This window comes from Kribbella sp. NPDC048915 (assembly GCF_040649595.1).
GTDB lineage: Bacteria > Actinomycetota > Actinomycetes > Propionibacteriales > Kribbellaceae > Kribbella.
Genome location: NZ_JBEZFT010000010.1, coordinates 95,949 through 113,616 on the forward strand (window position 1 = coordinate 95,949; position 17,668 = coordinate 113,616).

At 69.6% G+C, this 17,668-nt stretch carries 14 protein-coding genes, 2 tRNA genes and 2 pseudogenes; 10 read left to right on the top strand and 8 right to left on the bottom strand.

Features of this window, described 5'->3' with window-relative positions:
* Positions 1 to 7: 7 nt before the first annotated feature.
* The 3 genes and pseudogenes from AB0B82_RS08440 to AB0B82_RS08450 all read right to left on the bottom strand — a co-directional run bounded on the left by AB0B82_RS08440 (position 8) and on the right by AB0B82_RS08450 (position 2,548).
* A complete protein-coding gene (locus AB0B82_RS08440; RefSeq protein ID WP_360164082.1) occupies positions 8 to 661 on the bottom strand; it encodes a 3-oxoacid CoA-transferase subunit B in 654 nt (217 codons plus the stop codon).
* Positions 658 to 1,343: pseudogene (locus AB0B82_RS08445) on the bottom strand (3-oxoacid CoA-transferase subunit A). The gene AB0B82_RS08440 and the pseudogene AB0B82_RS08445 overlap by 4 nt, the downstream one beginning before the upstream one ends.
* Positions 1,340 to 2,548, bottom strand: coding sequence for a thiolase family protein (locus AB0B82_RS08450; RefSeq protein WP_360164084.1), 1,209 nt, complete (start codon positions 2,546 to 2,548; stop codon positions 1,340 to 1,342). Before AB0B82_RS08450 ends, AB0B82_RS08445 begins: the two are co-directional and overlap by 4 nt.
* A gap of 84 nt (positions 2,549 to 2,632) precedes the next feature.
* Between AB0B82_RS08450 and AB0B82_RS08455 the strand changes: the two genes are divergently transcribed.
* On the top strand, positions 2,633 to 3,532 hold the full coding sequence (locus AB0B82_RS08455) for a LysR substrate-binding domain-containing protein (protein WP_360164086.1): 900 nt from the start codon (positions 2,633 to 2,635) through the stop codon (positions 3,530 to 3,532).
* A 57-nt stretch (positions 3,533 to 3,589) separates the two neighbouring features.
* On the opposite strand, the gene AB0B82_RS08460 is transcribed toward AB0B82_RS08455, so the two are convergent.
* Genes AB0B82_RS08460 through AB0B82_RS08470 form a run of 3 tightly spaced genes read right to left on the bottom strand, consistent with a single transcriptional unit; the run spans position 3,590 to position 6,271 of the window.
* On the bottom strand, positions 3,590 to 4,219 hold the full coding sequence (locus AB0B82_RS08460; protein ID WP_360164088.1) for an MSMEG_1061 family FMN-dependent PPOX-type flavoprotein: 630 nt from the start codon (positions 4,217 to 4,219) through the stop codon (positions 3,590 to 3,592).
* A 49-nt stretch (positions 4,220 to 4,268) separates the two neighbouring features.
* Positions 4,269 to 5,255, bottom strand: a complete 987-nt coding sequence (locus AB0B82_RS08465) for a PDR/VanB family oxidoreductase (RefSeq protein ID WP_360164090.1) — start codon at positions 5,253 to 5,255, stop codon at positions 4,269 to 4,271.
* The gene (locus AB0B82_RS08470; RefSeq protein ID WP_360164092.1) at positions 5,252 to 6,271 is read right to left on the bottom strand and encodes an alkene reductase; all 1,020 of its coding nucleotides are present in this window, start codon (positions 6,269 to 6,271) and stop codon (positions 5,252 to 5,254) included. Before AB0B82_RS08470 ends, AB0B82_RS08465 begins: the two co-directional genes overlap by 4 nt.
* On the opposite strand from AB0B82_RS08470, the pseudogene AB0B82_RS08475 reads away from it, so the two are divergent.
* Positions 6,168 to 6,503, top strand: a pseudogene (locus AB0B82_RS08475) (dihydrofolate reductase family protein); the annotation flags it as partial. The gene AB0B82_RS08470 and the pseudogene AB0B82_RS08475 sit on opposite strands and share 104 nt — an antisense overlap.
* A 246-nt stretch (positions 6,504 to 6,749) precedes the next feature.
* Positions 6,750 to 7,142, top strand: a complete 393-nt coding sequence (locus AB0B82_RS08480) for an NUDIX domain-containing protein (RefSeq protein WP_360164094.1) — start codon at positions 6,750 to 6,752, stop codon at positions 7,140 to 7,142.
* A 122-nt stretch (positions 7,143 to 7,264) separates the two neighbouring features.
* Here the strand turns inward: AB0B82_RS08480 and AB0B82_RS08485 are convergent.
* A tRNA-Arg gene (locus AB0B82_RS08485) sits at positions 7,265 to 7,337 on the bottom strand.
* A 341-nt stretch (positions 7,338 to 7,678) separates the two neighbouring features.
* On the opposite strand from AB0B82_RS08485, the gene AB0B82_RS08490 reads away from it, so the two are divergent.
* From AB0B82_RS08490 to AB0B82_RS08505, 4 genes are all read left to right on the top strand, one after another.
* On the top strand, positions 7,679 to 8,233 hold the full coding sequence (locus AB0B82_RS08490; RefSeq protein WP_360164096.1) for a hypothetical protein: 555 nt from the start codon (positions 7,679 to 7,681) through the stop codon (positions 8,231 to 8,233).
* Positions 8,234 to 9,517: 1,284 nt separating this feature from the next.
* A complete protein-coding gene (locus AB0B82_RS08495; RefSeq protein ID WP_360164098.1) occupies positions 9,518 to 10,108 on the top strand; it encodes a hypothetical protein in 591 nt (196 codons plus the stop codon).
* Positions 10,105 to 11,538, top strand: a complete 1,434-nt coding sequence (locus AB0B82_RS08500; protein ID WP_360164100.1) for a hypothetical protein — start codon at positions 10,105 to 10,107, stop codon at positions 11,536 to 11,538. Before AB0B82_RS08495 ends, AB0B82_RS08500 begins: the two co-directional genes overlap by 4 nt.
* Before the next feature lie 324 nt (positions 11,539 to 11,862).
* Positions 11,863 to 13,731 (top strand): phosphoenolpyruvate carboxykinase (GTP), encoded by a 1,869-nt coding sequence (locus AB0B82_RS08505; RefSeq protein ID WP_360164102.1) that lies wholly within the window; start codon positions 11,863 to 11,865, stop codon positions 13,729 to 13,731.
* Between the two features lie 84 nt (positions 13,732 to 13,815).
* Here AB0B82_RS08505 and AB0B82_RS08510 read toward each other — a convergent pair whose 3' ends face one another.
* The gene (locus AB0B82_RS08510) at positions 13,816 to 14,496 is read right to left on the bottom strand and encodes a phosphoribosyltransferase family protein (RefSeq protein WP_360164104.1); all 681 of its coding nucleotides are present in this window, start codon (positions 14,494 to 14,496) and stop codon (positions 13,816 to 13,818) included.
* Between the two features lie 29 nt (positions 14,497 to 14,525).
* Between AB0B82_RS08510 and AB0B82_RS08515 the strand changes: the two genes are divergently transcribed.
* The 3 genes from AB0B82_RS08515 to AB0B82_RS08525 all read left to right on the top strand — a co-directional run bounded on the left by AB0B82_RS08515 (position 14,526) and on the right by AB0B82_RS08525 (position 17,653).
* Positions 14,526 to 15,416: an LLM class flavin-dependent oxidoreductase gene (locus AB0B82_RS08515; RefSeq protein ID WP_360164105.1), complete on the top strand. Its 891-nt coding sequence runs from the start codon at positions 14,526 to 14,528 to the stop codon at positions 15,414 to 15,416.
* 82 nt (positions 15,417 to 15,498) lie between these two features.
* Positions 15,499 to 15,588, top strand: a tRNA-Ser gene (locus AB0B82_RS08520).
* Between the two features lie 454 nt (positions 15,589 to 16,042).
* Entirely contained in the window at positions 16,043 to 17,653 is a 1,611-nt protein-coding gene (locus AB0B82_RS08525) for an LCP family protein (protein WP_360164107.1), read from the top strand.
* Positions 17,654 to 17,668 lie beyond the last annotated feature (15 nt).

Below are 17,668 nucleotides of genomic sequence, written 5' to 3' on the forward strand. Positions count from 1 at the left end.
CCCGGCTTCAGTCCCGGAGCGGGACAGCGCCGAGTAGTTGGGCGAGCGCAGCGGAGGTGGTGCCGTGCAGGTCGCGCATTCGGACGCCGTCGGCGGTGATGTCGAAGGTGGCCAGGTCGGTGTACACGCGGTCGATGCAACCGACTCCGGTCAGCGGGTAGGTGCACTCCGGGACCAGCTTGGGACGGCCTTGTTTGTCGAGCAGGGTCATCACGACCCAGACCCGCTTGGCGCCCAGCGCGAGATCCATGGCGCCGCCCACGGCAGGGATGGCGTCTGCTGCGCCGGTGTGCCAGTTGGCGAGGTCCCCGGTGGCGGAGACCTGGAAGGCGCCGAGGACGCAGATGTCGAGGTGGCCGCCGCGCATCATGGCGAACGACGCAGCGGAATCGAAGTACGACGAGCCGGGCAGCTCGGTGACCGGCATCTTGCCGGCGTTGACGAGGTCGAGGTCAACCTCGTCCGGACGAGCAGTAGGCCCCATGTTGAGCATGCCGTTCTCGGTGTGCAGCACAGCACCGGATCCGCTGGACAAGTGGTCCGCCACCGAGGTCGGCTGACCGATGCCGAGGTTCACGTACGCACCGTCCGGGTGCTCGGCAACGATGTCGCGCGCGACCGCCGCGGCCACCTCGTCCTTACCCCGAGGGGTACTGGTCATCGGGCTGCCTCCTCGCTGCGCAGGTCGGCGGGCACGATGCGATCGACGTAGATCGCCGGAGTCACCACCCACTCCGGGTCGAGCTCGCCGACACCCACGACACGGTCGATCTGCACCACGACCGTCGTCGCGGCGGTGGCCATCACCGGGCCGAAGTTGCGCGCGGTCTTCCGGTAGACGGTGTTACCGAGCCGGTCGGCAAGGTGTGCCTTGACGAGCGCGACGTCTCCGCGGATCGGGTGCTCCAGGACGTAGGTGCGACCATCGATCTCACGGGTCTCCTTGCCTCGGCCAGAATCGTTCCGACGCCGGTCGGGGAGTAAAAGGCGCCGATGCCCGCCCCGGCTGCACGGATCCGCTCCGCGAGATTGCCCTGGGCAACGAGTTCGAGTTCGAGGTCACCGGCACGGTAGAGGCCGTCGAAGACCCATGAGTCGGCCTGCCGGGGAAAGGAACAGATCATCTTGCGTACCCGGCCGGCCGCGAGCAGCGCCGCCAGGCCGGTATCACCGTTGCCGGCGTTGTTGGACACCACCGTCAGACCAGTGGCCCCCTGCCGGATCAGAGCATCGATGAGCTCGACCGGCGAGCCGGCCGTCCCGAACCCGCCGACCAGCACGGTCGCGCCATCGGGGGTGTCGGCGACGGCCTCGTCGTAGGAGCCGCAGACCCGCGCGCTCATGCGGCCGACCCGGTGCCGGCATTCTCCAGCACAACGGCGAGCGCCTGCCCCACCCCGATGCAGATCGCGGCCACGCCCCAGCGTTCACCGCTCGCACGCAGGCGGGCAGCGAGCGTGCCCAGCAGGCGACCACCCGAGGCTCCCAACGGGTGCCCGACAGCGATGGCGCCGCCCTTGGCGTTGACCAGCTCCGCGTCGCTCAGCCCCTCGTCCAGCCAGGCGTCGACGCAGGCCAGCGCCTGGACTGCGAACGCCTCGTTGAGCTCTACCGCGCCCACCTCGCCCCAGCCGATCCCGGCGCGTCGCAGCGCGCTGTTCGCCGCCTCGACCGGAGCGAAGCCGAAGTCCCGTGGATCCAGGGCGCAGGCGCCGCGGCCCGCGATCCGAGCGAGCGGGTCCCGGCCGATGCGGTCCGCGGCAGCGGCGGATCCGAGCAGTACGGCGGATGCTCCGTCGTTGAGCGGGCTGGCGTTGCCGGCGGTGATGGTCCCGTCCGGGCGGAAGGACGGCTTGAGACCCGCCAGCTTCTCGGGGGTCGATTCGTCCCGGATGCTCTCGTCGCGCGGGAGGTCCACGCCGTCGAGCGGGACCACGAGGTCGTCGTAGAAGCCGTCGGCCCAGGCCTGCGCCGCCCGCTGGTGCGAGCGGGCGGCGAAGTGGTCCTGACGCTCGCGCGAAATGCCGAACCGCTCCCGAAGCTGTTCGTTGCACTCTCCCAGCGAAACCGCCCACTCCGCGCGCATCCGGTCGTTGACCAGGCGCCACCCCAGGGTCGTCGAGACGGCCACGACGTCCCCCGGCGGGAAAGCGCGTTCGGGCTTGGGCAGCACCCAGGGCGCCCGGCTCATCGACTCCACGCCGCCGACGGCCACGACCTCGGCGTCGCCGGTCTCGATCGCACGGGACCCCAGCATGGCCGCGTCCAGCGACGAGCCGCACAGCCGGTTGACCGTGGTCGCCGGGATCGATGTGGGCAGTCCGGACAGCAGCACGGCCATCCGGCCGACGTTGCGGTTGTCCTCTCCGGCTTGGTTGGCGCAGCCCCACACCACTTCGTCCACCGCAGCGGCATCGAGGTCGGGCACCTTCGAGAGCAAGCCGGTCAGGACCGTGGCAGCCAGGTCGTCAGGTCGCACCGTCGCCAGCGCACCGCCGAAGCGGCCGAACGGCGTGCGCGCTGCCGCATACAGGAAGGATTCGGTCACGGATTCGACCCTAGGGTAGCCAGCTTGATCACATCCAATACTTCTTCGCCCCGCATTGATAAGCAGAAGGCATAAACTCATCCCGTGGAGCTACGCCACCTCCGGTCGTTCGTCGCTCTCGCCGAGGAGCGGCACTTCGGGCGCGCCGCCGCACGCCTGCACATCGCTCAGCCCGCCCTGTCCCAGCAGCTGAAAGTCCTCGAGCGGCAGATCGGCACCACTTTGCTGGACAGGTCGACGCGGCGTGTCGAGCTCACCGAGGCCGGCCGGCTGCTGCTGGGCCGAGCCCGGGAGATCCTGGCGGCGACCGGTCGAACCGTGGCCGACCTCGATCTGCTGGCACAGGGCCGAGCGGGCCGGGTGCGGGTCGGCTTCGTCGGGACTGCGACGTACGACGTGTTACCCCAGGTGGCGCAACGCGTCCGCGCTGAGCTCCCCGACCTCGAACTGGAGCTGCACGGCGAGTTGCTCGGGCCCGCGCTCCTCGACCGGCTCCGTGACGGCGACCTCGATGTTGCGCTGCTCCGGCCGGGTCCGGTGGACGGCATCGATCTTCACCGCGACGACCTGGTGGTGCAGGAGTTGCGTCGCGAGCCGCTGGTCGTGGTGCTGCCCAGCGGGCACCCACGTTCCCAGGACAAGGCGGTGGACCTGCTCGGGCTGGCGGACGAGGTGATCATCACCCATCCCTCCGGCCGCCGGTCCACGATGCAACCCCGAGTGCTCGAAGCATGCCGGGCCGCCGGGTTCGTGCCGGAGCTGCTCGAGGTCGGTGAAACCGGCACCCTGGTGGTCTTCGTCGCAGCCGGGCTGGGAGTGGGGCTGGTGCCGGAGTCGGTCCGCGCGCTGCGGCTCGAGGGCGTCGTGTACGTGCCTCTCACCGCCGCCGTCGAGGTCCCACTCGCGGTCGCCTACCGCCGGGACGCCGGCGCGGGCGTACTCCGGGTCGTCGATGTCGTGCGTGGCGTAGCAGGCCGTCCCTGACCCAGCCGGTCAGGCGCCGCTCGTACGACCAGACAGCTGGGCCGATGCACGATGCGGTCAGAGATCTTGCTGGTACCCCTCCGCCAGCAACCGCTGGATCTCGACCGGCGACAGCGTCTGGTCCGGTCGCTCGATGTTGTCCATCGTGAACACATTGGTGCCGGGAGCAACGGCGTACGCTGAGTCCAGGTCCGGCTCCCACAACGACGAACGGATGACGGCCTTTCCGCAGTGGAAGAAGACCTCCTCGACCTGCACGACGAGCGCGAGACGGACCGGTCGGGTCCCGGCTTCGAACCGGCACAGCACTTCGGGGTCGTCGGTGACGAATCCGTACCCGTTCACCCGCAGGGTCTCGGTGAGCCCGGGTACGAAGAACAGCATCCCGACCCGGGGATCGCGGACGACGTTGCGGAAGGAGTCGGCGAGGTTGTTGCCGGAACGGTCGGGCACCGCGAGCAGCCGCGAGTCGAGGACTCGAACGAAACCGGGCTCGTCTCCCCGGGGCGAGGAGTCTGCTCCGTCGGCCGACACGGTCGCCAGCACCACAAAGGGCGAGTGCGCGATGAAGCGATGTGCGACGAGGCCCACGTCCGGCCGCTTCTTGTTCCTCGCGGCCTCCTCCGCCGGCGGGAACGCCGCGTCGATCCCCGCAGCGTCGAGCCGCCGGTACCGGTGTCGTTGCACCGGTTGCTCCGCCGCAGCTCGTACGTCGGGGTGAACCCGAGTCCCGGGATCAGACATCGAGCACCAACTCCCCACCTGCCGAGCGGCTCACGCACGGCAGCATCACGCGTCCACCGGCACGTTGCCCTGCGGTCAGGACATCGTCGCGGTGCTCGATCTCACCCGCCAGCACAGTCACCTGGCAGGCGCCGCACAGGCCCGTGCGGCAGCCCGACGGCACGCGCACACCGCGCTGCTCGAGCATCTGCAGGGCGCTGCGGTCCGAAGGGACGGACACCGTCAACGCACTCCGCTGGGCGACCAGCGTGAACGGCTGGGGATCCGGCAACTCGAGATCGCGTGGCCGGAATCGCTCGGCATGGAACACGAGGTCAGGTCGACGGGCGCAGCTCGTCTCACAATCGTCGAGCAGGCTCTGCGGACCGCACGCGTAGATGCCGGCACCGGACGGCAGCTCCGCAATGAGCTGATCCACCGTCGGGCGCGGAGCAACAGAGGTGTCGTGGACGTGGATCTCTTGATCGGCGCCGAGCGCCTTGCCGAGGCGCTCCAGCCCGCGCAGATGGGCCATCCGATCGCGAGCGCGGCCGACGTAGTGCAACCGCCAGGGGGTCGCGGTGCCGGACGCTTCCTCGACAAGGGGCAGGAAGGGGGTGATGCCCACGCCGCCGGCGAGGAACAGCCACGCCGATTCCGTGTGGCTCAAGGCGAAGTGGTTGCGCGGGCGGCCGACCCGCACGCGCTGACCGGGACGCAGGAAGAGGTGAACGTACTCGGACCCACCTCGCGTGTCCTGGACCCGGTCGACCGTCACCTGGTACGTACGGCGATCACCGGGCGAGCCGCACAACGAGTACTGACGTCGCATGCCGTTGGGGAGTACCAGGTCGATGTGGGCGCCTGCGGTCCACGCGGGGAGCACAGCATCGTCGGGGGAGGTGAGAGTGACCGATACCAGGCCATGCCCCTCCCACGTCAGCGCTGTGACGATGACGGGCAGGTCGTCAGCCGCCTCACTCACGGCGTCGGCGGTCAACTCCCGCTCCCGTGCTCGGCCGGGACGTACGGTGGGTAGTCGGTGAACCCGCGTTCGTCCCCGCCGTACCAGGTGGCGCGCTCGCTCTCGGCCAGTGGCCAGCCGTTGCGGAGCCGCTCGACCAGATCCGGGTTGGCGATGTACGGGCGGCCGAAGGCGACCGCGTCGGCAAGCCCGGCGGCGAGGACGACGTCCGCACGCCGGCGGTCGTAGTCGCTGGCGACGATGATGCCGCCGCGGAAGGCTGTCCGTAAGGCGACCCGGAAGGCGTCGTCGACGACGGCGGTGCTCCGGCCTGCCGCGAGGTAGTTGGAGTTGTTGGACTCGACCAGGTGGAGGTACGCGATGCCGAGGGCATCCGCCGCGCGAGCGGCAAGGAGCGTCGTCTCGCAGATCTCCGGATCGTCGGTGTCGCCGTAGTCGACATCTGGCGACAGCCGCAGCCCCACCCGGTCGGGTCCCACCTCTCCGGCCACCACGGCCGCCAACTCCGTGACGAATCGTGCTCTGGCCGACGGTGAGCCGCCGTACCCGTCCGTGCGGTGATTGGTCGTGGACCGCAGGAACTGATCGGGCAGGTAGCCGTTCGCGGCGTGGATCTCGACACCGTCCGTCCCCGCGTCGACGGCCCGGCGAGCGGCGCGGCGGTAGTCGGCCAGGACGTCCGTGATGTCGGCCGCCGTCATCTCCCGAGGCACCGCAGCGGGCAGGTGCAGCGGCTCGCGACCGATCGGATCGAGGTACCACAGCCGCGCGGTCGGTGACCCGACCGGGGACGGCCCGAGCGGCTGGTCGCCGGCGATCAGCGGGTGCGAAATCCGGCCCACGTGCCACAGTTGGGTGAAGATCCGCGCTCCCGGGCGGCTGTGGACGGCGGCGGCGACGGTCGCCCAGGCGTCCTGCTGCGCGTCCGCGCGGAACTGGCGGGATACGCCGAAAGTTGTGTTCTCCTCGACGACCGACAAGGTCGACCGGAACGCCCGTCTGGTGTCCGGCGACGCCGTCGCGGAGATCACCCGGCTCAAGGCCGGCGACGGCGCGCCACTGCGGATCGGCGGCGCAACACTCGCCGCGACGGCGCTGCGGGCCGGGCTGGTGGACGACTACGAGATCGTCACGCATCCGGTCCTGGTGGGCGGCGGCTTGCCGTTCTTCACCGCCCTGGACAGCTGGGTACGGCTCAACCTGGTCGAGACGCGGACGTTCCCCGGCGGCGCCGTCCTGACCAGGTACGAGACGACAGGTTGAGCGCACTCAAGGCGGGGGCGCCCGGGCGATCTGCGGAGTGGGACGTCGGCGTCTTCCAGTACGGCGACGAGGTCCAGACCGCTCTGATCACGTTGGAGCGCAATCGCCGTACGTTCGCCTGGGAGTGCTGGGACGTGAACTCCGCCGGACTCCAGCCGACGGCTCCACCGGCGAGGGGCACTTCCCCGTCCCTAGCTCTTTGAGGAAAGCGCGAGTCTTGTCGGATGCGGGTGCTTTGATGCCGGGATGTACAAGGTCGTTCTCGGGGCGCTGGTTCGTGACGGTCGAGTCCTGCTGGCGCATCGGAGGGTAGACAAGCGGGCGTACCCGAACGTGTGGGATCTGCCCGGTGGAGTCATGGAACCCGGTGAATCAGAACTGGAGGCGTTGGTACGCGAACTGCACGAAGAACTGGGTGTGCAGGTAGCACCGGGGTCGGCCTCTCATTTGTGCCGGCTGACCGTACGGCCCGCTGACGCGCCGGCGGTCCTCAGTGCCTGGCTGGTGCGCGAGTGGGAGGGGTCGCCGACGAACGTCGCCCCCGAAGAACACGACGACATCGGATGGTTCGGCGTCGACGAACTTCCTCCGCCAGTCCACGTACCCGTCCGCACAGCTCTGCTGGAGGCGATGCGGTGAGAGTCACTGACCCGTGTTCGCAGCCACCAGTCGAGGGTCGCAGTTCCAGCCTCCCTCACAGGCACACCCCCGAACACACAAAAGCCCAGGTCAGAGAAGCTCTGCCTGGGCCTTCAAGTTTGCGCGCTCGGAGGGATTCGAACCCCCAACCTTCTGATCCGTAGTCAGATGCTCTATCCGTTGAGCTACGAGCGCTGGACAACGTCGAGTAACGATACATGGAGGTGGCGGGTGGAAGCCAATCGGGTCCGGGAGGGCGGGGTTGGAGCGGATCCGCGCCAGGTTCGGGTCTGTTCGTGGCCGCGTTGGAGGTTGGATCCGGGCAGAGTTTGGGGTGGGGTCCAGGCCGAGTTCAAGGCCGGGTCCGAGGGCTTGGCTTCCGGCCGAGTTCGGGAGCGGGGCGTTGGCGGCGGGGTGGAACCGGGGCGATGCGTGGTTGCGGCGTGATGCGGGCGGGAGCGGGCGAGCGGCGGAGTGGCTCGGTGTTCGGTGCGGCGTGCTGGGGTGGTGCGGGTCGGGGCTCTACGATCCGCGGCATGGGAATTGAGGACTTGCTGGGTGGGCGGGATCTGGGGGACGTGAAGAAGGCGGTCGGGTTCGTGATGGAGAACTCGGACGACTTCCAGAAGGTGCTCGAGCTGGTGCGGGAGTTGCCGGATGGCGCGGTCGGGTTCATCGGGAAGCTGCCGGAGCTGCTCAAGACGATCGGGTCGGGGCTGGCGGAGGCCGGGGAGCAGGCAGCGAAGGCGGCCGGTGCGCTCGTCGGGGACGACGGCGAGGGCGGGGCGCGGAAGGCGCTGACCGGGAGCGCCGGCACGATGAATGCGGCCAAGGACCGGCTGCACGACGCCGCCGGGATGCTCGCCGGGCTCGCGGGCGAGCTCGACAAGATCCCCGGCATCGGCGACGCGGCGGCGAAGAAGCTCAACGCCGGAAGCGGACAGATCGGCGGCGTCGCGACCGAGCTCGAGAGCCTCGCCGGGAACCTGCAGGACCTGTCCGGCATCCTCGCCACCGTCGGCGACGCGCTCAACGGCCTCGGCACGAAGCTGACCGAGTCCGGCGGCTCGGTCAAAACCTTACTGAGCTGACACAGCAGGAATCTCCGGTATCCCGCGACGCCGCCGCGAAGCACCTCGCACCACCACGCCATACGCCCCACGCACCACGCCGTACGCACCACGCCGTACGCACCATGCACCTTTTCGCACCGGCCAACGGCGTACGAGCCTCCTGCCACCCGGGGTTTGGACGGTTGGTCGGGGGCGTGAACACGTTATTGCCTGTCCACAGCCCCCACAGCCTGTCCACAGCCCCCACAGCCTGTTCACAGCCCCCGCAGGTGGTACCGGTCACCGGGGTCGGGCAGGGCGAGACGGGCGGGTGATGGACGGTGTGCAGGTCCGGTGGCGCGGGATGAAGTGACGGGGGTTTAGACAGGTTGTCGGGGGTTTGGACACGTTATTGCCTGTTCACAGCCACCACATGCGGCGGCAACCGCGGACGGCGGGACGGGACGCGGGCGGTGTCCGGGCCGACGGCGCACGGTCAGGTATCGGGGGTTCTACCGGCACTCGCGGGTTCGACCCAGTAGCCGGGGGCTTGGACCGGTAGGCGGGGGCTTGGACCGGTAGGCGGGGGTTCGGACCGGCAGTCGGGGGTTTGGACACGTTATTGCTTGTTCACAGGCACCACAGCTTGTTCACAGGCACCACACGCGGCGGCAACCGCGGGCCGCAGGACGGGACGCGGGCGGTGTCCGAGCCGGCGGCGCGCGATCAGGTATCGGGGGCTCTACCGGAACTCGGAGGTTCGAACCAGTAGCCGGGGTTCGGACCCGTCGTCGGGGGTTTGGACACGTTATTGCCTGTTCACAGCCACCACAGCTTGTTCACAGGCACCACAGGCGGCAGCAACCGCGGGCCGCGGGACGGGACGCGGGCGGTGTCCGGGCCGACGGCGCACGGTCAGGTATCGGGGGTTCTACCGGAACTCGTGGGTTCGAACCGGTAGCCGGGGGCTTGAACCGGTAGGCGGGGGTTCGGATCGGTAGGCGGGGGTTCGGACGGGTCGTCGGGGGTTCGGACCGGTCGTCGGGGGTTCGGATCGGTAGTCGGGGGCTTGGACACGTTATTGCTTGTTCACCGCCACCACAGCTTGTTCACGGCCACCTCGGCTTGTGCGCAGGTCTGTTGCCAGGTCACAGCCTCCACAGCTGGTTCACGGGGTCCGCGAGGTGTTCGCGGGCTCCGTGGGGTGTTCGCAGGCTCCGTGGGGTGTTCGCAGGCTCCGTGGGGTGTTCGCGGGCTCCGTGGGGTGTTCGCGGGCAGCGGGTTGGGGGGTGGTTCGGACCTTTGCGTGGTTAGGGTCGCGGTATGGGTAGTCGGCTGGTGCGGGGGACTGCGATCGGGTGTGGCGTGGCTGCGTTGGTGGGGGGTGTGGTCGGGTACGCGGTCGGGGAGCCGGTGACGCCGGAGGATCTGGCGCCGGCGCGGGCGATGCCGGGGGATCTGTGTGAGCGGATCGGAGACGTGGCGAACCTGTTGCCGAAGGCATCGGATGGGCCGGTCTTGATGGCGCAGGGCGGGTCGTCGACGATCACGTGTACGGCGGGGGTCGCGCGGGCGAAGGTCCGGGCGTACACGTCGGCGCGGGTGGTGGTGACGATCACGGCGTACGGCGGGAAGGACGCCGGTGCGGGGCAGGCGCCGTTCACGCCGTCGCAGGTGGCGAGCCGGACGTTCCAGCGGTCGCCGATGAAGGCGTACGAGGGGGATCGCCCGTACCCGACGAAGGTCAGCCGGACCTCGAGTGGACGCGCCGGTGACACCTGGAGCGTGCACGCGCTGGTGCAGCGCGCCGACGTCGTCGTTCAGGTGGACTACTCGGCCAACCCGGTTGAGGCGGACGCGGCGCAGCAGGCGGCGCTGGCGCTGGCGGACCGAGCGATCTGGGAGAGCAAGTGAGCAACAGTACGCCGGAGATCCCGGGCTACCAGTTCGATCAGCGGATCCTGCTGCACCCGCTCGCGGAGCTGTGGCACGGCCGCACGTTCACCGGGACCGACGTCATCGCGCTCGTCCTCAGCGACGAGGGCGCCCGCAACGAAGTCGTCGTCGACCGGCTGGCCCGCGACGCCGCGATCGAACTCGGGCGGACGGACGCCGCGCTCTGGGCGGTGAACTTCAACGCGCCGCGCCCGTACGCGATCACGCAACTCGTCCACGGCCGGACCGGCGCCGAACGCCTGGTCGATCCGCTCGACGGCGTGCTCGGCAACGATGAGGAGTCGCTCGCGGCGGTCCGCGCGCAGCTCATCGGGTACGGCGCGACGCCGCCCACGCTGCTCCCTGGCGACGCCGGGCATCAAAGCATCCCCACGTACGCCGCCCCGCCGCACAGCACCGCGCCGCAGGAAGACAACCCACTCGAAAGCGCCCAGCGCCCAAGCACCGGCCAGCAGCCCACCCAGCAACCCAGCCAGCAGCCCACCCAGCAACCCACCCAGCAACCCACCCAGCAACCCACCCAGCAGCTCACCCAGCAGCTCACCCAGCAACCAACCCAGCCGTACGCCGACCTCCCGACGTACACCGACCACCCCGAACCACCGCAAGCGCCCCAACCCGACCCACACAGAGCCGAAACCCAGCAGCAGCAACTCTCGAAGCTGGAGATCGCCCGCCAGTACCGCCACAAGATCGGCGCCTGGGTGTACGCCGTCGTCGCGGTCGTCGTGGTGCTCGTGTTCACGATCGCGTACTCGATCGGTACCGCGATCGGCGGCGCCGTGAAGCAGGAGGAGCCCGAGGCCGCGCCGCCCGCCGCTGTGAGCCCGGAACCGATCGCCTCGCCGGTGCTGCTCCAGCCGATCGAGCGCGTCACGACCGCGCCGTACAAGCGCCCCGACGGGTCGGCCGGTGTCTTCGGCGCGTCGTACGCGGCCAACGCCGACGTTCAGGTGGTCGCGAATGCCGAGCTGCCGTTCGCCGTGGGCTGGCCGCGGCCGCCGGAGGTCGGATTCCTGGGTGAGTCGTCGCAGGTGATCCTGCGCCGGATCGCCACCAAGAACGACTACGCCCCGGGCGGCCTGAAGAACTCGATGCGGGCGCAGATCGCGCTGCACCCGTGCGCCGGCCTGGCCCAGTGCGTCGCCGATCGGCCGGCCTTCGACCAGCTGTGGACGAAGATCTTCAAGGCGCCGCGACCCGCGACCGCGAAGGACTCCCGGACTTGGTTGACGGTGTCGGCGAAGGCGCCGTACACGATCACGATGACGCGCGCGTTCTTCAGCGGCGGGCAGTGGTGGCTGGTCGGCGCGATGGTGCACGGCCAGCCGGCCGAGGCGCCGGACATCCAGCGGGTCGTGAACGACATCTGGCGGCAGACCAGTTGATCTGCCGAAAAATCTCCTGAAGGGCCCGCGCGAACCGCGCGGGCCCTTCTCTTTTTCACAAGCGGCACCGGAAAGCGATTGTCGCCGAAACTTTGTGACCGGGTTCACATGCTACCGGTTCCCAGACCCCGGCTGGGTCGGTTAACGTTAGTACCACTTGCACACTGGTATGTATCCACTGGTACCACTGGTCTGCGAGACATCACTACCGCCAGCCAGCCGTGTCGCACCGCCGGAGACCCCGGCGGCCGGCCGTCGTACCGCCCTCAGCGTCGAGGGGACGGGCGGCGCCGGACCCGACAGCCGAGAGGGAATGAGCCGCGAATGACGACCACCGCCAGCCCGACCCATGCCGAGAACCCGGACCCCCTCACTGCCGAGGACCACACCTACGACCTGACCGGCGCCCCGACGCAGCACGCCGGCCTGCTGGCCTGGGTGGCCGAGGTCGCCGCGCTCACGACGCCGGACCGGATCCACTGGGTCGACGGATCCGACGCCGAGTACGCGAAACTCACCGACGAACTGGTCGCGGCCGGGACGATGGTCCGGCTGAACGACCAGAAGAAGCCGAACTCGTTCTGGGTCCGCACCGACCCGTCCGATGTCGCGCGCGTCGAGCAGCGCACGTTCATCTGCTCGGTCCAGGAGAAGGACGCGGGTCCGACCAACAACTGGATGGACCCGGCGCAGATGAAGGCGCTGATGACCGAGCTGTACCGCGGCAGCATGCGCGGCCGGACGATGTACGTCGTCCCGTTCTGCATGGGGCCGCTGACCGCCGAGAAGCCGATGTTCGGCGTCGAGATCACCGACTCGGCGTACGTCGTCGCCTCGATGCGGATCATGTGCCGCACCGGCGCCGAAGTGCTCGAGAAGATGGGCACCGACGCCCCGTACGTGCCGTGCCTGCACTCGGTCGGCGCGCCGCTCGAGCCGGGGCAGCAGGACGTGCCGTGGCCGTGCAACGACGAGAAGTACATCGTCCAGTTCCCGGAGGAGCGGACGATCTGGTCGTACGGCTCCGGGTACGGCGGCAACTCGCTGCTCGGCAAGAAGTGCTACTCGCTGCGGATCGCGAGCGTCATGGCGCGTGACGAGGGCTGGCTCGCCGAGCACATGCTGATCCTCAAGCTGATCTCGCCCGAGAAGAAGGTGCACTACATCGCGGCCGCCTTCCCGAGCGCCTGCGGCAAGACCAACCTGGCGATGCTCGACCCGACCCTGGAGGGCTGGGAGGTCGAGACACTCGGCGACGACATCGCCTGGATGCGGTTCGGGAAGGACGGCCGGCTGTACGCCGTGAACCCGGAGTTCGGCCTGTTCGGCGTCGCGCCGGGCACCGGCTGGAAGACCAACCCGAACGCGATGCGCACCATCGAGAAGGGCAACTCGGTCTTCACCAACGTCGCGCTCACCGACGACGGCGACGTCTGGTGGGAGGGCTACTCGCCGACCCCTCCGGACCACCTCACCGACTGGAAGGGCCGCGAATGGACGCCGGACTCGGGCGAGCTGTCCAGCCACCCGAACAGCCGGTTCTGTACGCCGATCAAGCAGTGCCCGATCATCGCCGACGAGTACGACGACCCGAACGGCGTGCCGATCTCCGCGATCATCTTCGGCGGCCGCCGCGCGACCACGGTGCCGCTGGTGACCGAGTCGCGGGACTGGGCGCACGGCGTGTTCATGGGCGCGACGCTGTCCTCGGAGACGACGGCCGCGGCCGTCGGCGAGGTCGGCGTGGTCCGGCGCGACCCGATGGCGATGCTGCCGTTCCTCGGGTACGACGCCGGGCAGTACTTCGACCACTGGCTGACCGTCGGCAAGCAGCACGACGCCGCGCAACTGCCGCGGATCTTCTACGTGAACTGGTTCCGCAAGGACGAGAACGGCAAGTTCGTCTGGCCGGGCTTCGGTGAGAACAGCCGCGTGCTCAAGTGGGTCATCGAGCGGATCGAAGGCACAGCGGAGGCGGTCGAGACGCCGATCGGCCGGGTGCCGGCGCCAGGTGCGCTCGACGTCACCGGGCTCGACCTGACCGAGCACGACCTGCAGATCGCCCTCGACGTCGACGCCGAGCAGTGGAAGGCCGAGATCCCGCTGATCGAGGAGTGGTTCGCCAAACTCGGCGACACCGTCCCGACCGAACTCAAGGTCGAACTCGACCACCTCAAGGCCCGCCTCGGCTGAGCCGGCCTCAAAAGGCTCAGCCGGAGAAACGGCCGGCCGCCGAATCGGAAGCCGGCGGCCGGACCGGCAGCGCGGCGCCCCGGATCATCCGCCGGGGCGTCGCGCTGTCCTTTCCGCGAGCACCGCCCGGACCTCGTCGTCGGTCACCGGTGAGAAGTCCCGGTACGCCTGCCCGACCGCGGTGAAGTACTGCGGGATCCACGCGCACACCACCTGATCCGCCACCCGCGACAGCCGCCGGCAGCTCTCCACGCCGCCCACCGGCACCGCGACGATCACCCGCGCCGGCTGCTTCCGCCGTACCGCCTCCACCGCCGCGCGCATCGTCGCGCCGGTCGCGAGCCCGTCGTCGACCAGGACCACCACCCGGTCCCGGACGTCGATCGGCGGCCGATCGCCGCGGTAGGCGTGTTCCCGGCGGCGTAGCTCGCGCTCCTCGTCCCGCCGTACCGCGTCCAGCGTCGCCGGCGAGACTTCCGCCGCGATCGGCTCGTTGCGGACCAGCTGCAACTCGTCGCCGACACCGGCGATCGCGCCCATCGCCAGCTCCGGCTGGCCGGGCAGACCGAGTTTGCGGACGATCAGCACGTCGAGATCCGCGTCCAGGGCGTCCGCCACCGGGCCCGCGACAGGTACGCCGCCGCGCGCCAGCCCGAGGACCAGAGCGGTACCGCCGGCCGATCGCAGCTCGCCGGACAACTCGTTCGGCAACTCCTCGGCCAGTGCGCGGCCCGCGGCCGCCCGGTCCGGGTACGGCCTCCTCATAGCGCCCATGATCCACGTACGTTGAGCACATGCGAACCGTCGACACGAAGATCGGTGTGATGCTTCCGCTCGGAGCCGGGGACGGACCGGGTGGCGGCATGCCCGGTTGGAAGGACGTCCGGGCCGTCGCCGAGGCGACCGAACGAAACGGCCTGGACTCCGTCTGGCTGGCCGATCACTTCCTCTACCGGGACCCGCGGGGGCAGGTCTACGGGATGCACGAGAGCTGGACACTGCTCAGCGCGGTCGCCGCGGTCACGTCGCGGGTCGAGCTCGGCAACATGGTGCTCTGCGCATCGTTCCGTGATCCGGGCCTGACCGCGAAGATGGCCGCGACCCTCGACGAGGTCTCCGGCGGGCGGCTCACGCTCGGCGTCGGCGCCGGCTGGCACGACCCGGAGTACGAGGCATTCGGGCTGCCGACCGACCACCGGGTCGGGCGCTTCGCCGAATGGCTCGAGATCGTCGCGCGACTGATCCGCGGCGAGACGGTGACCTACGACGGCACGTATTACACCGTTCGCGACGCCAACCTCGATCCCGCGCCGCCGCACCGGATCCCGCTGCTCGTCGCCGGGCACCGGCCGCGGATGATGCAACTGATCGCGCAGTGGGCCGACGCCTGGAACACCGCGTGGTACGGCGCACCGGATCTGAAGGTCGAGGAGCGGCTGGAAACGTTGCGCCAAGCCGTGGAGACCGCGGGGAAGCCGGCCGGGTCGGTGAGTGCCACCGCGGGCATCGTCGTGCGCGATCCTGATCAGTCCGTGGCAGATCCGAGCCCGTCGGGGATCGTCGTCGGCGAGTTGGCTCAGGCGGTCTCGGCGTACCAGAAGCTCGGCGTGGAACACCTGATCATCTCGCCGGAGCCGATGACGCCGCGGACGGTCGAGCGGATCGCGGACGCGACCGGACGCTGACTTCCCGACCCCGCTTTTGCCGCCGCCCGGGTCGACCGGATAGTCTTGGCCGTCGTCGTGTCCCCACCCGGGGAACGTCGGAGGAGGCGTCGCCTAGTCCGGTCGATGGCGCCCGCCTGCTAAGCGGGTTGAGGGTAACCCCCTCTCGCGGGTTCAAATCCCGCCGCCTCCGCTCCTGGGAGCTCCCTGTCTGCAGAAAGCGCAGACTTGGGAGCTCCGGGTGTTTCCGGGGGTGCAACCCCCGGACGCCGCCCGGCGGGGCTTCGCCCCCCGGACCCCCCACGCCGGGCTGGGCGCATGGTTGCCTCGGCCTTGCGAGTCGCCTGTTCGTGAATTGCTTGGGCTTCGAGTCGTTTCCGCTGGTGGGACAGGACTCGCCTTTGTTCCGTGGGAGGGAACGGGCCGGGCCGGTCTCGGGACCGCGTGTTGTCTCAGGGTGTGGATTTGGGGTGGGGTGGGGCGGACTGTTCGGGGGTGTTGACCTGGGGCTGTGTACGCTGGCGAGCATCGACGGGGGTCGTCTGCTTCACGTCAACCAAAGTGCGGGCGTGGGCGTCTGAAGTACCGTGGGCCGCTGCGTGTGGCCGGCGGAGGGGTCGTCACGTCGTCGATCAGGGAACGGAGCCATGTCGCGGAGCACTCGCGCAGCCGGTCGCAGGGCGGCGCCCCGGGCCGTCCGGTCCCGGGCTCGTACGCACCGCGCCCGGACGGCATCGAAGGCGATCGGGCTGACACTGCTGAGCGCACTGGTCCCCGGGTCGGGGCTGATGATGGGCGGGCGCAAGAAGCTGGGCGCCTTCGTCCTGACGCTCAGCATCGGTCTGCTGGTGATCGCTGCGTACGTCGGACTCACCCAGCGGGACTCCGTGCTCGCGCTCGCTGTCTCCCCGCGCCAACTGCTGATCGCGACCGGCGCCGTCGTGCTGCTCGGCATCGGCTGGATCTGGACCGTGGTCGCGTCGCACAAACTGCTCCGCCCGGTCAGCATGACCTACACCGGCCGGCTCGCCGGATCGATGGTCGTCGGGCTGCTCTGCTTCGCGATCGCCGTACCGACGACTGTTGCGGCCCAGACCGTGATGGCGCAGCGCGACCTGGTCGGCAGCGTGTTCCAGAGCGAGGGCAACTCCAAGAGCGCGACCCGGCCGAAGGTCGACAACGCCAAGGACCCGTGGGCGAACACCCCCCGGCTGAACCTGCTGCTGCTCGGCGCCGACGACGGCGTCGGCCGGACCGGTGTCCGCACCGATACCGTGATCGTGGCCAGCATCGACACCAAGACCGGTGACACCGCGCTGATCTCGCTCAGCCGGAACTGGATGCGGATGCCGTTCCCGAAGGACTCGCCGCTGCACGAGGCCTACCCGGACGGTTTCTGGGACCCGAAGCAGGGCAACGTCGAACAGCCCGAGTACTACCTCGACGCGATGTACGAGAACGTCCCGAAGGCGCACCCGGGCATCCTCGGACAGACCGACAACGAGGGCGCGGACGTGGTCAAGCTGGCCGTCGGCGCCGCGCTCGGCCTGAAGATCGACTACTACATGCAGGTCAACCTGGCCGGCTTCCGGCAGATGATCGACGCGCTCGGCGGCATCACCGTCAACGTCAACTACCGGGTGCCGATCGGTGGCGACTACGGCGCCGGCCCCGGGTCGAACAGCGAGAAGAAGCCCAGCGGCTACATCGAGCCCGGCCCGAACCAGAAGCTCGACGGCTACCACGCGCTGTGGTTCGCCCGCGGCCGCTACGGCCTCAGCGACCCGTCCCGGCAGGAGCGGCAGCGCTGCACGATCCACGCCCTGGTGAACAGCGCCAACCCGCAGACCCTGGTGACGTCGTACCAGCAGATCGCCAACGCCGGCAAGGAACTGCTGCGCACCGACATCCCGCTCGACATCCTGCCCGCGTTCACGCAACTCGGCCTCAAGGTGAAGGGTGCCAAGGTCAGCAACATCGACCTGGACAAGAGCAAGAACTTCCCCAGCGGCAAGAACCCGAACTACGAGGCGATGCGCGAGATCGTCCAGAAGGCGCTCGCCCCGAAGCCCGGGAAGGCGCCGAGCAAGAAGCCGACCGACCCGTCGACCAATTCCCCGACCAAGTCGCCGACCTCGAGTACGACGACCAAGCGGCCGAACACGTCGACGTCGCCGAAGAGCACGCCCACCCCGGGCGAGGAGCAGAACCTCGCCGACGCCTGCGCCTACAACCCCAAGCAGACCGGCAACAACTGACCCACAACTGCCCCA